This is a genomic window from Enterobacter cloacae complex sp.6700776 (assembly GCF_048284255.1).
Classification (GTDB): Bacteria; Pseudomonadota; Gammaproteobacteria; order Enterobacterales; family Enterobacteriaceae; genus Enterobacter; species Enterobacter intestinihominis.
In genome coordinates this window covers 203933-218508 of sequence record NZ_JBLVYK010000003.1, presented here as the reverse complement: position 1 = coordinate 218508, position 14576 = coordinate 203933, and the positions used below count along the sequence as shown (strand labels likewise).

The following is a 14576-nucleotide window of genomic DNA, read 5'->3' as shown; positions in this document are numbered from 1 at the left end:
CCCGGCAACGGTTACGCCAGTGCGTTTGCCAGCAAGGTAATGGGATGTTCACAGCGTTTGCTGGTGGACATCTCGATCTGCCACTTGCAGGTTTCACAATCCGTCACCACGATATCTGCGCCGCTCTCTTCAATCTGCCGGAACAGCGGCGCGCCAATGGCCTGTGACGTTGGGTAGTTTTCACGCTTGAATCCGTAGGTGCCAGCGATGCCGCAGCAGCGTGAGTCCAGCACCGTCAGCTCCAGCCCCGGGATCAGCCGCAGCAGCTCCAGCGTATAGATCGACCAGCCCATCTTCTCCATATGACATGGCGTGTGATACACCACCTTCAACGGCAATTTGCCCAGCGGTAACGTCTGCCCGCTGTCCAGCTTGCGCCAGAGAAAACGGGTCGCCAGCTCAATGTGCTCGCGCAGGCCGGTGTTATCCACATCCAGCAGATGCGGATATTCATCGCGCAGCGTGAAGGTACAGGTTGACGACGTCGCCAGTACCGGTATCCCTTTGTCGACGATCGCCTCACGTAAAGAGGTGACGTTGCTTTTCGCCTGCCTGCGCGCTTTGTCGGTAAAACCGTTGGCAATCAGCGGAACGCCGCAGCACTTCTCTTTGCTCAGCAGCTGAACGCCCGTCCCCATGGCGTTCAGCACTTTCAGCAGGTCTTTCCCCAGCTGCGGATGGTTGTAGTTCACGTAGCAGCCGTGGAAGAAGGCAACTTGCTCAGCAAACTGCGCCTGTTCTGCCGCCACGGATTTATACCAGCGGCGGAAGGTGCCGTGAGAATATTTCGGCAGACTGCGGTGATGGTCGATTTTGAGCGTCGCATCCAGCAGCCTGCGCACCGGCTTCAGGGCGGTGGCGGCATTGACGACCGGCGCGAAAGGCGTCGAGAGGCTGCCCATCAGATCGGTGTGGCTCAGTATCGCGTCGCGCAGCGTCGGTTTTTGCGTACTGTAGCGGGCGCGGGCGCGCTGGATGATATCGCCTATTTTCACGTCCGACGGGCAGGCAACTTCGCAGCGTTTACAGTTGATACAGTATTTCAGCGCCTCGTCGTAGAGTGCGCCGTCCTTCAGGCGCAGACGCTCCCCGTCGGGGCCGGCCTGTTTCGGGCCGGGATAGCGCGGATCGACGCCGCTGACCGGGCAAACCGTGGTGCAGACCGTGCATTTGATACAGCTTTCAAATCGGGTGTCGTTCATTGTGCTCCCTCCCTGCGCTGGATAATCTGCTCCGCGACATGCAGCGCGGTGACGGCGCAGACGCCGCCACCGCAGCCCTGTGCCACGGGATCGTACCCGCCCAGAACCGAGCCGATGGCGTAAAGATTTTCAACCGGTTCCCCGCCCAGCTGCGGGCGCAGCTGGGTGTCGACGATCACGCCGAACTGCTGCCAGGGCTGCGGGGTGAAGAAATCGCTTTGATACCAGTCCGCGCGGGAAGCGCTTTGCCGGACATCCAGCCCGAGAATTGCCTCACGCACGCCATCCCGGCTGCTCAGCAGACCGTTACTGAAGAAGCTGCCGCTTGCCAGCACCGTATAGCGTGCACGAAGCGGGATGTCGCCGTGGTTGCGGGTCCAGATTTCGCTTACCGCGCCCTCTGCCAGGGTGATTTTTTTCACCTCGTCGCCTGCCATCCAGACGCCACCCTGGGCGACAAACTGACGCTGAAGCTGGGTATGCAGACGAATGCCGGGCACGGAAGGGGGGAGCGTCGGCAGTAAACCGAGCGTACAGGGCAGGCGCGCCGAGAGCCAGCGCCAGAGCCGGTTGTCCGTTAAGCCAAAACAGGCGGGCATAAACAGGGCGTCGCAGGTCTCGCCGAGCGGTTGAAGCGCCGCGTACAGCTGCGGCCAGTAGCGTTCATTATCCAGCAGGCGGGCAATGTTCACCGCACGAAACTCGCTGGGGTTTTCGCGCAGCACGTCGAGCTCGGGGAGATCAATCTCCGCCGTATCCACCTGAATCCCTTGCTGTCTGAGAGACGCGGCGGCAAGATGCGGCTGGAAATCGAGGAAACCGCTGATCCCCACCACCCGCACGTGCCCGGCAGCGATGGGGGCGACAGGCACCTCTTCCGGGCTAAGCCAGGCGGCGCGCAGAGTGCCGAGCGGCGTGACGCGCTGATGATTTTGCTCGGCGTCACCCTGCATGCGTGCGCCGCAGGCGGTCAGCAGGTGTTCGGTTTCGCAGGCAAAGCGGGCCATATTCTCTGCGCCCGTCAGGCGGTAGGGATGTTCAGGCGGCAGATCGGCGAACGATAGCGCGCCCAGTAAATCCAGCGAGCCGGAAGAGAAGTGCAGGGCACTTTGACCGCGAGTGACAATGGCGCAGCGCAGACCCCGCTGCGTCAGTTTGAGACCGCACAGCAGGCCCGCCAGCCCTCCACCCACAATCACGGTATCAAATTTCATGGTTGCGCTCCTTCTCCAGACCGCAAAGTCCCTGATAGACCCAGCGGGTAAACTCACTTTCGCGCAGGGCATCGCCCCAGGCGACGGGCTGAATGCCTTTCCAGCGCTCATTTAAAAAATCGCTGAGCTGGGCGAGCGACTGGGTTGAGGAGGTGGCATGAAAACGTTGCAGCAGCCCGGCGGCACGGCAGGCGCACAGCTCCCCCTGACAGGTGCCCATCCCGACTCGCGTGCGGCGGCGTAAATCAAGCAGGTTGTTCACCGTCAGGTTTTCCACGGCATATTGCACCTCGCCTGCGGTCACGGCTTCGCATTCGCACACCAGGCTGCGGCTGAGTCGCCCTTCACCAAGCCAGGTCGGGGTGCGGTCGCCGTGGCGGTAAATCGCCGAACCGCGAAGCGGGGCAGGAAGTGAAATGATTTTGTGCAGCGTTTTTTCTGTCGATTGCTGCGAGCCGGGCAGGGCCCGCTCCGCCGTCACGCACGGCGCGGTGTTACCGAGCTTACGGCAGACGGCATCGGTGGCCCACTCCGCCATCAGCCGGTAGGTCATCAGCTTGCCGCCGGTAATGGTGATAAACCCGTCCATGCCGTCGCGTTCGGCGTGATCGAGCAGCACGATGCCGCGGCTGACGTTACGCCCGCTCGGATCGTTGTCGCTGGCGACGAGGGGACGCACGCCCGCGTAGGCACGCAGAATACGCGTCTGCGCCATCACCGGGGCCAGCTTTTCCCCTTCGCGCAGCAGAATATCCACCTCTTCGGCGGTAACGCGGTTGTAATCAATTTCGCTGTAGTCCACATGCATTGAGGTCGTGCCGATCAACGAAATGGTGTCCCCCGGCACGAGGATGTCGGCGTCAGACGGTTTACGGCAGCGGTTGATGACATGATTATTGATGCGATGGTCGAGGATCAGCAGCGAGCCTTTGGCCGGGAACATGCGGACGGATAAATCGGCGTATTCCGCGATGCGCTGGCCCCAGATCCCCGCCGCATTGACCACGACGGTGGCATACAGCTCGCGGTGTTCATTGTACTGCGTATCACACACGCGCACCCCGCGCACGGTATTACCTTCACGAATAAGCCCGGTGACGTGATGCCCGGTCAGGATCTGTGCGCCGTGTTCCCGCGCGTCGAGCATATTGGCGGCGGTCAGGCGGAAAGGATCAATGGTTCCGTCAGGCACTTTTACCGCGCCCAGTAATGCCGGGTTCACCGAGGGTTCCAGACGGCACGCCTGCGCAGGATCGAGCGCCTCGGCCTGAATGCCTGCCGCCGTGCAGGCGGTGATAAAGGTTTGCTGAAAGCCGAGATCATCTTCGGGAAGGGTGATAAAAAGGCCGTTGGTCGGTTCAACGCAGTGGCGGGCGATGCGCCTGAGGATCTGGTTTTCAGCAATACACTCGCGCGCGGACTCAGCGTCAGTGACCGCATAGCGGGCACCGCTGTGCAACAGACCGTGGTTACGCCCCGTTGCGCCGGTGGCGATGTCGTGGCGTTCCAGAAGCGTGACGCTCAATCCCCGCAGGGCGCAGTCGCGTGCGATGCCGGCACCCGTCGCGCCACCGCCAATGATAATCACATCGCTGAAGCGTGGATCGTGAATAGTCATTGCCTTTCCTCTATGTTCGTTTTTTAGCATTTAGCCACATTGATCGCGTGGTTTGTTTGATTTCGAACATAAACGCGCGAAATTCGAAAGTGAAACGTGATTTCATGCGCTTTTTTGCGCATTCTGTCATATTTCTGTAACAATCTGTGCGTTGATTCACAGTAACATTCACCGTGATTTCTTAACATCGCCGCCTCTGTAGCCGGGCGCGAGATGCCCGGTCATTTTTTGAAAGGCCACGGAGGCTGTTATGCTCAGTATCTTTAAACCTGCGCCACACCGGGCGCGACTGCCAGAGGCAGAGATTGATCCTCTCTACCGCCGTCTGCGTTGGCAAATCTTCCTCGGGATCTTCTTCGGGTATGCGGCGTACTATCTGGTACGTAAAAACTTTGCGCTCGCCATGCCATACCTGGTGGAACAAGGCTTCTCCCGCGGCGATCTGGGCTTTGCGCTGTCGGGGATCTCCATCGCGTACGGTTTTTCGAAGTTCATTATGGGGTCGGTGTCGGATCGCTCGAATCCGCGCGTGTTCCTGCCCGCCGGTCTGATCCTCGCGGCAGCGGTGATGCTGTTCATGGGCTTTGTGCCATGGGCGACCTCCAGCATTGCCGTCATGTTCGTACTGCTGTTCCTCTGCGGCTGGTTCCAGGGGATGGGGTGGCCGCCATGCGGACGTACCATGGTGCACTGGTGGTCACAGAAAGAGCGCGGTGGGATTGTATCGGTCTGGAACTGCGCGCATAACGTCGGGGGCGGGCTTCCGCCGCTGCTGTTCCTGCTGGGGATGGCCTGGTTCAACGACTGGCACGCGGCGCTCTATATGCCTGCCTTTGGCGCCATTCTGGTGGCGATTATCGCCTTCGCCCTGATGCGCGACACGCCGCAGTCCTGCGGCCTGCCGCCGATTGAAGAGTACAAAAACGACTACCCGGATGATTACAGCGAGAAGCACGAAGAAGAGCTGACCGCGAAACAGATCTTCATGAAGTATGTGCTGCCAAACAAGCTGCTGTGGTACATCGCGGTGGCGAACGTGTTTGTCTACCTGCTGCGCTACGGCATCCTCGACTGGTCCCCGACTTACCTGAAAGAGGTGAAGCACTTCGCGCTGGATAAATCCTCCTGGGCCTATTTCCTGTATGAATACGCGGGCATTCCCGGCACGCTGATCTGCGGCTGGATGTCGGACAAAGTGTTTAAGGGCAACCGTGGGGCGACGGGCGTGTTCTTTATGACGCTGGTGACCATCGCGACGGTCGTTTACTGGCTTAACCCGCCGGGTAATCCGGGTGTGGATATGGCCTGTATGATCGTAATCGGCTTCCTGATTTATGGTCCGGTTATGCTGATCGGCCTGCACGCGCTGGAGCTGGCGCCGAAGAAAGCGGCAGGCACGGCGGCAGGCTTTACCGGTCTGTTTGGCTACCTCGGCGGTTCAGTGGCGGCAAGTGCCATCGTCGGTTACACCGTCGATTTCTTCGGCTGGGACGGTGGCTTTATGGTGATGATTGGCGGCAGCGTGCTGGCGGTTCTGCTGTTGATCGTCGTGATGATCGGTGAAAAACGTCACCATGCCGAGGTGCTGGCGCGTCGTCAGTAAGGAGCATTGCGATGAAATTAACTCAGTTAGCGACAGGCCTGCTGCTGGCGGGCCTGATGACAGGCTCCGCGCTGGCGGCGGATAAAATCGTGATCGCCCACCGTGGCGCCAGCGGTTATCTGCCAGAGCATACGCTGCCGGCAAAAGCGATGGCCTATGCCCAGGGCGCGGATTATCTGGAGCAGGATCTGGTGATGACGAAGGACGACCAGCTGGTCGTTCTGCATGACCACTATCTTGACCGCGTGACGGACGTGGCGGAGCGTTTCCCGAACCGCGCCCGTAAAGATGGCCGCTACTACGCCATCGACTTCACGCTGGCGGAGATCCGCTCGCTGAAGTTTACCGAGGGCTTCGAGATTGAGAACGGTAAGAAGGTGCAGGTCTATCCGGGGCGTTTCCCGATGGGCAAGTCTGACTTCCGTATTCACACCTTCGAAGAGGAGATCGAGTTTGTTCAGGGGCTGAACCACTCGACGGGCAAAAATATCGGTATCTACCCGGAAATCAAAGCGCCGTGGTTCCACCATCAGGAAGGAAAAGACATTGCCGCGAAGACGCTGGAGGTACTGAAAAAGTACGGCTACACCAGCAAGCAGGATAAGGTTTTCCTGCAATGTTTCGATGCCGCGGAACTGAAGCGCATCAAAACTGAGCTGGAGCCGAAGATGGGGATGGATCTCAATCTGGTGCAGCTGATTGCCTATACCGACTGGAATGAAACTCAGGAAAAACAGCCGGACGGGAAGTGGGTGAACTACAGCTACGACTGGATGTTTAAGCCGGGCGCGATGAAGCAGATTGCGCAGTACGCCGACGGCATCGGGCCGGATTACCACATGCTGGTGGCGGAAGGCTCAACGCCGGGCCACGTGAAGCTGACGGCGATGGTGAAAGAGGCGCATGCGAGCAAGATGCAGGTGCATCCGTATACCGTGCGTGCAGACCAGTTGCCGGAGTATGCGAAGGACGTGGATCAGCTTTACGACGTGCTGTATAACCAGGCGGATGTGGACGGATTGTTTACGGATTTCCCGGATAAAGCGGTCGAATTCATTCACCGGAAGTAGGTTTTGTAGGTCGGGTAAGGCGAAGCCTCCACCCGACAATCAGGCTCTGCGGCCTGATGCCCTCACCCTAACCCTCTCCCACCGGGAGAGGGGATAAGGACAACATCACATCTCGATCTCTATATCGCCTTTTGCCCGGCAGCAGCAGGGCAAAATTTCCCCTTCACTGATAAAGGCTAGCGGTTCGGTCAGCCAGTCTACCTGGCCTGCGACCAGACGGCAGCGGCAGGAGCCGCAGTAGCCTTCACGACACTGGTACTCGACTTCTACCTGATGTGCTTCAAGCGCCACCAGCAGAGAAGGGTGCTCTTCCTGGCACAACACCTCTGTACCCGAAAGGCTCAGCGTTACGCGGCTCATCAGAGCTGGAAATCGCTCAGGTCGTCGGTGTTGACTTCAGAATCAATCTGACCGACCAGGTAAGAACTCACTTCCACTTCCTGTGGCGCGACCTGCACGTTATCGGACACCAGCCAGGTGTTGATCCACGGGATTGGGTTAGAGCGCGTCTGGAACGGCAGGTCGAGACCGACGGCCTGCATGCGGATATTGGTGATGTACTCAACGTACTGGCACAGAATGTCTTTGTTCAGGCCAATCATGGAGCCGTCGCGGAACAGGTAGTCTGCCCACTCTTTCTCCTGCTGGGCCGCCAGCACGAACAGGTCGTAGCATTCCTGTTTGCACTCTTCCGCAATTTCCGCCATCTCCGGATCGTCTGCACCGCTGCGCAGCAGGTTCAGCATATGCTGAGTCCCGGTCAGGTGCAGGGCTTCGTCACGGGCAATCAGACGGATAATTTTGGCGTTGCCTTCCATCAGTTTGCGCTCGGCAAACGCGAAGGAGCAGGCGAAGCTCACGTAGAAGCGGATCGCTTCCAGGGCGTTGACGCTCATCAGGCACAGATAGAGCTGTTTTTTCAGGGTCCGCAGGTTTACGGTGACGGTTTTACCGTTCACGTTGTGCGTACCTTCGCCCAGCAGATGCCAGTAGCTGGTCATCTCGATCAGTTCGTCATAGTAGTGCGCAATGCCTTCGGCGCGCTTCTGGATCTGTTCGTTGGTGACGATATCATCAAACACCACCGCCGGATCGTTAACGATGTTGCGGATGATGTGGGTGTAAGAGCGGGAGTGGATCGTCTCGGAGAACGCCCAGGTCTCAACCCAGGTTTCCAGCTCAGGAATCGAGATCAGCGGCAGCAGCGCCACGTTCGGACTACGACCCTGAATGGAGTCCAGCAGCGTCTGGTATTTCAGGTTGCTGAGGAAGATGTGCTTTTCGTGTTCCGGCAGCGCCTGGAAATCGATACGGTCGCGGGAAACGTCAACTTCTTCCGGACGCCAGAAGAAGGAGAGTTGCTTTTCAATCAGCTTTTCGAAGATGTCATATTTTTGCTGATCGTAGCGTGCCACGTTGACCGGCTGGCCGAAGAACATCGGCTCTTTGAGCTGGTCGTTTTTCGTCTGTGAAAAGGTGGTATATGCCATTGCGGTGAGTCCTGTTGAGATTTTATTGCCCGGCGGCACTGCGTTTGCCGGGCCTACAAAACCGTAGGCCGGGTAAGCGTAGCGCCACCCGGCGAAGTGCTTAGATCTTACATGCGCCGCTTTCGCAGCCATCGTCCTGAATTGACGGCGCCAGGTCGTCCTGGGCGTCTTCCGCACCATCACGGGTGTTGTGATAGTACAGGGTCTTCACGCCAAATTTGTAGGCGGTGAGCAGGTCTTTCAGCAGTTGCTGCATCGGAACCTTGCCTGACGGGAAGCGCGTCGGGTCGTAGTTGGTATTGGCAGAGATCGACTGGTCGATAAACTTCTGCATGATACCCACCAGTTGCAGGTAGCCATCGTTGTTTGGCATTTCCCACAGCAGCTCGTAGTTGTTGCCCAGCGTTTCGTAATCCGGTACCACCTGACGCAGCACGCCGTCTTTCGACGCTTTGATGCTGACGTGGCCGCGCGGTGGCTCAATACCGTTGGTGGCGTTGGAGATCTGCGAAGAGGTCTCGGACGGCATCAGGGCAGAGAGCGTGGAGTTACGCAGGCCGTGAGTTTTAATGGACTCGCGCAGGCCTTCCCAGTCGAGGTGCAGCGGCTCGCTGACGATCGCATCCAGGTCTTTTTTGTAGGTGTCGATCGGCAGAATGCCTTTCGCGTAGGTGGTTTCATTGAACCACGGGCACGCGCCTTGTTCTTTCGCCAGCTCGTTGGAGGCTTTCATCAGGTAGTACTGAATGGCTTCGAACGTCTGGTGCGTCAGATTGTTGGCGCTGCCGTCGGAGTAACGCTTGCCGTTTTTCGCCAGCCAGTAGGCGAAGTTGATCACGCCGATACCTAAAGTGCGACGGCCCATTGCGCCGCGTTTTGCCGCCGGGATTGGGTAATCCTGGTAGTCCAGCAGGGCGTCGAGCGCACGAACCGCCAGCACGGCCAGCTCTTCCAGCTCGTCCAGGCTCTTAATCGCACCCAGGTTGAACGCAGAGAGCGTACACAGGGCGATTTCACCGTTTTCATCGTTCACATCGTCCAGCGGTTTGGTCGGCAGGGCGATCTCCAGGCACAGGTTGGACTGGCGCACTGGCGCAACCACCGGATCGAACGGGCTGTGGGTGTTGCAGTGGTCAACGTTCTGGATGTAGATACGGCCGGTAGAGGCACGTTCCTGCATCATCAGGGAGAACAGATCGACCGCCTTCACGCGCTGCTTGCGGATGCTGTCGTCTTTTTCGTATTTGGTGTACAGACGCTCGAATTCGTCCTGATCGGCGAAGAACGCGTCGTACAGACCCGGGACGTCGGATGGGCTGAACAGGGTGATATCTTCACCTTTCAGCAGGCGGGTGTACATCAGCTTGTTGATCTGCACGCCGTAGTCCATGTGACGCACGCGGTTGCCTTCCACGCCGCGGTTGTTCTTCAGAACCAGCAGGCTTTCCACTTCCAGGTGCCACATTGGGTAGAACAGGGTGGCAGCGCCACCGCGCACGCCGCCCTGAGAGCAGGATTTTACTGCCGTCTGGAAGTGCTTGTAGAACGGGATACAGCCGGTGTGGAACGCTTCACCGCCGCGGATCGGGCTGCCCAGCGCACGGATACGACCAGCGTTGATGCCGATACCAGCACGCTGGGAGACGTATTTTACGATGGCGCTGGAGGTCGCGTTGATGGAATCCAGGCTGTCACCACACTCGATCAGTACGCAGGAGCTGAACTGACGGGTAGGGGTACGCACGCCAGACATGATTGGCGTAGGCAGAGAAATCTTGAACGTAGAGACCGCATCGTAGAAACGCTTCACGTAGTCCAGACGGGTTTCACGTGGATAATTAGAGAACAGGCAGGCGGCCACCAGAATATAGAGGAACTGGGCGCTCTCGTAGATTTCGCCCGTCACACGGTTCTGAACCAGGTATTTGCCTTCGAGCTGCTTCACCGCCGCGTAGGAGAAGTTCATGTCGCGCCAGTGATCGATAAACCCGTTCATCTGCTCGAACTCTTCTTCCGTATAGTCTTCCAGCAGATGCGTGTCGTATTTGCCCAGCTCAACCATTTTCACTACGTGATCGTAAAGCTTCGGCGGCTCGAACTGGCCGTAGGCTTTCTTACGCAGGTGGAAAATCGCCAGACGCGCAGCGAGGTACTGATAATCCGGTGCGTCGCGGGAGATCAGATCTGCCGCTGCTTTGATAATGGTTTCGTGGATATCAGACGTTTTGATGCCGTCGTAGAACTGAATGTGAGAACGCAGTTCGACCTGGGATATAGATACGTTGTTCAGTCCTTCTGCTGCCCAGTCGAGAACTCGATGGATTTTGTCCAGATTGATACGCTCGGTAGTACCGTCGCGCTTTGTCACCAGCAGACTCTGATTCATGTGGGTTTTTACCTGTCCGTGAAATAAAAAAATATCCCCCGCTTATCCACAGAACCGTCTTGTGACTAACTCTGTGGATAAATACTACATATAGGGGTTTTGCGATAAGAAGAACGCTATATGGTGAGTATTCTAGTATCGAATCTTTTCAGCACAAGGGTTGATTTTGACGTTAAATTGAGGTTGTGAAAGGGTAAAAAAGGCTAAGTCCTCGTACCGTAAGGCCTGGAAGAGATGTCAATATTCCAGAAAAAAAATTCAAAATTTGATCGAGTGCTGATTTCTTCAACGGGAGGTCAGAATTGCGCAACATGATGTCGCGCAATCTTTATAAGAATAACGAATGACGTTAGTCGTTTTTGGCGGTTGTGTGCAACATATAGTTAACATCCACGCCCGGGGCAAGTTTGAATTTATCCGTCAGAGGATTGTAGTGCAGACCCGTCATGTGCTGCTCCTTAAGCCATGTCTGGTCAACCCAGCCCAGCAGTTCGGCAGGCTTGATGAACTTCTTCACGTCGTGCGTCCCTTTCGGCACCATGCGCAGCACATATTCCGCGCCTACCACGGCCATCAGCCAGGCTTTGCCGTTGCGGTTGATGGTCGAGAAGAAGACCTGTCCACCCGGTTTCACCAGTTGTGCACAGGCGCTGACGACCGACTGCGGATCGGGAACGTGCTCCAGCATCTCCATGCAGGTCACCACGTCATACTGGTGCGCATGTTTAGCCGCGTGCTCTTCCACGGTTTCCTGGACATATTCTACCTGTACGCCGGACTCCAGCGCATGAAGACGCGCAACCTGTAGAGGTTCGAAGCCCATGTCCAGACCGGTGACGGTGGCCCCTTCGCGCGCCATGCTTTCCGCCAGGATGCCGCCGCCGCAGCCGACGTCGAGCACTTTCTTACCGAACAGACCGCCGGAACGCTCCGCGATATAGCCCAGACGTAGCGGGTTAATACGATGCAGAGGTTTGAACTCACCTTCGAGATCCCACCAGCGGGACGCCACCGCTTCAAATTTGGCAATCTCTTCGTGGTCAACGTTGTGAGCCACCGGGGATTTTTCGGCATTCATGGGCGCTTTTACTCCTTATTTAGCAAGACAAATGAGTATATCAGGCAATCCCTGTGAATAAAGCGTATAGGTTTACCTGTATCACCGCGGCTGTGTTATAATTTGCGACCTTTGAATCCGGGATACAGTAGAGGGATAGCGGTTAGATGAGCGACCTTGCGAGAGAAATTACACCGGTTAACATCGAGGAAGAGCTGAAAAGCTCCTATCTGGACTATGCGATGTCGGTCATTGTTGGCCGTGCGCTGCCGGACGTCCGCGATGGCCTTAAGCCGGTACACCGTCGCGTACTATACGCCATGAACGTATTGGGCAATGACTGGAATAAAGCCTACAAAAAATCTGCCCGTGTCGTTGGTGACGTAATCGGTAAATACCATCCCCATGGTGATTCCGCGGTGTACGACACCATTGTCCGTATGGCGCAGCCTTTCTCGCTGCGTTACATGCTGGTAGATGGTCAGGGTAACTTTGGTTCTATCGACGGCGACTCCGCCGCGGCAATGCGTTATACGGAAATCCGTCTGGCGAAGATTGCCCATGAGCTGATGGCTGACCTGGAAAAAGAGACGGTTGATTTCGTTGATAACTACGACGGCACGGAAAAAATTCCTGACGTTATGCCAACGAAGATCCCAAACCTGCTGGTGAACGGTTCGTCCGGTATCGCAGTGGGTATGGCAACCAACATTCCGCCGCACAACATCACGGAAGTGATTAACGGCTGCCTGGCCTACATCGACGATGAAGACATCAGCATTGAAGGGCTGATGGAACACATCCCGGGCCCGGACTTCCCGACGGCGGCAATCATCAACGGCCGTCGCGGTATTGAAGAAGCGTACCGTACCGGTCGCGGCAAGATTTACATCCGTGCCCGCGCCGAAGTGGAAGCGGACGCCAAAACCGGCCGTGAAACCATTATTGTTCACGAGATCCCGTATCAGGTGAACAAAGCGCGTCTGATTGAAAAAATCGCCGAGCTGGTAAAAGAAAAACGCGTTGAAGGCATCAGCGCGCTGCGCGACGAGTCTGACAAAGACGGTATGCGCATCGTGATTGAAATCAAGCGCGACGCGGTGGGTGAAGTTGTGCTGAACAACCTTTACTCCCAGACTCAGCTTCAGGTCTCCTTCGGTATCAACATGGTTGCGCTACACCATGGCCAGCCGAAGATCATGAACCTGAAAGAGATCCTGAGCGCGTTTGTGCGTCACCGCCGTGAAGTGGTGACTCGCCGTACCATCTTTGAACTGCGCAAAGCGCGCGATCGTGCCCATATCCTTGAAGCACTGGCCGTTGCGCTGGCGAACATCGACCCGATCATCGAGCTGATTCGCCGTGCGCCGACGCCGGCAGAAGCGAAGGCGTCGCTGGTTGCGCGTCCATGGGATCTGGGCAACGTGGCGGCGATGCTGGAACGTGCCGGCGATGATGCTGCGCGTCCTGAGTGGCTGGAGCCGGAATTCGGCGTGCGTGACGGTCAGTACTATCTGACTGAACAGCAGGCCCAGGCGATTCTGGATCTGCGTTTGCAGAAACTGACCGGCCTTGAGCATGAAAAACTGCTCGACGAGTACAAAGAGCTGCTGGAGCAGATTGCCGAGCTGCTGCATATCCTGGGTAGCGCAGAGCGCCTGATGGAAGTGATCCGTGAAGAGCTGGAGCTGGTTCGCGATCAGTTCGGCGACGAGCGTCGCACCGAAATCACGGCCAACAGCTCTGATATCAACATTGAAGATCTGATCAACCGCGAAGACGTGGTCGTGACGCTGTCTCACCAGGGTTACGTGAAGTATCAGCCGTTGACCGACTACGAAGCACAGCGTCGTGGCGGTAAAGGCAAATCTGCGGCGCGTATTAAAGAAGAAGACTTCATTGACCGTCTGCTGGTGGCCAATACCCACGACACGATCCTCTGCTTCTCCAGCCGGGGCCGTCTGTACTGGATGAAAGTCTATCAGCTGCCGGAAGCGAGCCGTGGCGCGCGGGGTCGACCTATCGTTAACCTGCTGCCGCTGGAAGCGAACGAACGTATCACCGCCATTCTGCCGGTACGCGAGTACGAAGAGGGCGTGAACGTCTTTATGGCAACCGCGAGCGGTACCGTGAAGAAAACCGCGCTGACCGAATTCAGCCGTCCACGTTCCGCCGGGATCATCGCGGTGAACCTGAACGAAGGCGACGAGCTGATCGGCGTGGATCTGACCTCTGGTTCCGATGAAGTGATGCTGTTCTCTGCGGCCGGTAAAGTGGTGCGCTTTAAAGAGAACGCCGTGCGCGCAATGGGTCGTACGGCGACCGGCGTGCGTGGTATCAAGCTGGCGGGTGAAGACAGCGTGGTTTCCCTGATCGTTCCGCGTGGCGAAGGCGCAATCCTGACCGTCACCCAGAACGGCTACGGTAAACGTACGGCGGAAAGCGAATACCCGACCAAGTCTCGCGGCACGCAGGGCGTTATCTCCATCAAAGTGACCGAGCGCAACGGTTCCGTTGTTGGCGCGGTACAGGTGGACGACGCGGACCAGATCATGATGATCACCGATGCCGGTACGCTGGTGCGTACCCGCGTGTCAGAGATCAGCGTGGTGGGTCGTAACACCCAGGGCGTTATCCTCATCCGTACTGCGGAAGATGAAAACGTCGTCGGTCTGCAACGCGTTGCTGAGCCGGTGGATGACGAAGAGCTCGACTCTATCGACGGCAGCGTCGCGGAAGGGGATGATGAAATCGTCCCGGAAGCGGACACCGATGATGAAGCAGCGGATGACGCTGACGAGTAACGTCTCCTGACGCATAAAGGGCCGGTTTCCGGCCCTTTTGTTTTGCGCAAGCAGACAAGTGAACGTTGCGACAAGCCGCGTTTACCGCTACCTTAACCACATTCTTTTTTCCCCGATGGCGGAGCCTCGCCC

The 14576-nt window shown here is 57.4% G+C and carries 10 protein-coding genes; 3 read left to right on the top strand and 7 right to left on the bottom strand.

What is annotated here, in order from left to right:
- Window positions 1–11 precede the first annotated feature (11 nt).
- The 3 genes from glpC to glpA are packed head-to-tail and all read right to left on the bottom strand — an operon-like array spanning window position 12 to window position 4034.
- Window positions 12–1202 (bottom strand): anaerobic glycerol-3-phosphate dehydrogenase subunit GlpC, encoded by a 1191-nt coding sequence (gene glpC / locus ACNQ0T_RS07115; RefSeq protein WP_045620905.1) that lies wholly within the window; start codon window positions 1200–1202, stop codon window positions 12–14.
- A complete protein-coding gene (gene glpB, locus ACNQ0T_RS07110; protein WP_058677674.1) occupies window positions 1199–2416 on the bottom strand; it encodes a glycerol-3-phosphate dehydrogenase subunit GlpB in 1218 nt (405 codons plus the stop codon). Before glpB ends, glpC begins: the two co-directional genes overlap by 4 nt.
- Window positions 2406–4034 carry an anaerobic glycerol-3-phosphate dehydrogenase subunit A gene (glpA, locus tag ACNQ0T_RS07105; protein WP_417929818.1) on the bottom strand — a complete coding sequence of 543 codons (1629 nt, stop codon included), beginning with the start codon at window positions 4032–4034 and terminating at the stop codon, window positions 2406–2408. The genes glpB and glpA overlap by 11 nt, the downstream gene beginning before the upstream one ends.
- Before the next feature lie 250 nt (window positions 4035–4284).
- On the opposite strand from glpA, the gene glpT reads away from it, so the two are divergent.
- Complete coding sequence (glpT, locus tag ACNQ0T_RS07100; RefSeq protein ID WP_022648804.1) at window positions 4285–5637, top strand: glycerol-3-phosphate transporter; 1353 nt, start codon at window positions 4285–4287, stop codon at window positions 5635–5637.
- 11 nt (window positions 5638–5648) lie between these two features.
- Complete coding sequence (glpQ, locus tag ACNQ0T_RS07095) at window positions 5649–6707, top strand: glycerophosphodiester phosphodiesterase (protein WP_417929816.1); 1059 nt, start codon at window positions 5649–5651, stop codon at window positions 6705–6707.
- A gap of 105 nt (window positions 6708–6812) precedes the next feature.
- On the opposite strand, the gene yfaE is transcribed toward glpQ, so the two are convergent.
- The 4 genes from yfaE to ubiG all read right to left on the bottom strand — a co-directional run bounded on the left by yfaE (window position 6813) and on the right by ubiG (window position 11661).
- Window positions 6813–7067: a class I ribonucleotide reductase maintenance protein YfaE gene (gene yfaE, locus ACNQ0T_RS07090; RefSeq protein ID WP_003859419.1), complete on the bottom strand. Its 255-nt coding sequence runs from the start codon at window positions 7065–7067 to the stop codon at window positions 6813–6815.
- Complete coding sequence (gene nrdB / locus ACNQ0T_RS07085; RefSeq protein ID WP_022648802.1) at window positions 7067–8197, bottom strand: class Ia ribonucleoside-diphosphate reductase subunit beta; 1131 nt, start codon at window positions 8195–8197, stop codon at window positions 7067–7069. The genes yfaE and nrdB overlap by 1 nt, the downstream gene beginning before the upstream one ends.
- Before the next feature lie 100 nt (window positions 8198–8297).
- A complete protein-coding gene (gene nrdA, locus ACNQ0T_RS07080) occupies window positions 8298–10583 on the bottom strand; it encodes a class 1a ribonucleoside-diphosphate reductase subunit alpha (RefSeq protein WP_023300610.1) in 2286 nt (761 codons plus the stop codon).
- A gap of 349 nt (window positions 10584–10932) precedes the next feature.
- Window positions 10933–11661, bottom strand: coding sequence for a bifunctional 2-polyprenyl-6-hydroxyphenol methylase/3-demethylubiquinol 3-O-methyltransferase UbiG (ubiG, locus tag ACNQ0T_RS07075; RefSeq protein ID WP_023300609.1), 729 nt, complete (start codon window positions 11659–11661; stop codon window positions 10933–10935).
- Window positions 11662–11807: 146 nt separating this feature from the next.
- Between ubiG and gyrA the strand changes: the two genes are divergently transcribed.
- Window positions 11808–14444, top strand: a complete 2637-nt coding sequence (gyrA, locus tag ACNQ0T_RS07070; protein ID WP_023300608.1) for a DNA topoisomerase (ATP-hydrolyzing) subunit A — start codon at window positions 11808–11810, stop codon at window positions 14442–14444.
- Window positions 14445–14576: the final 132 nt, after the last annotated feature.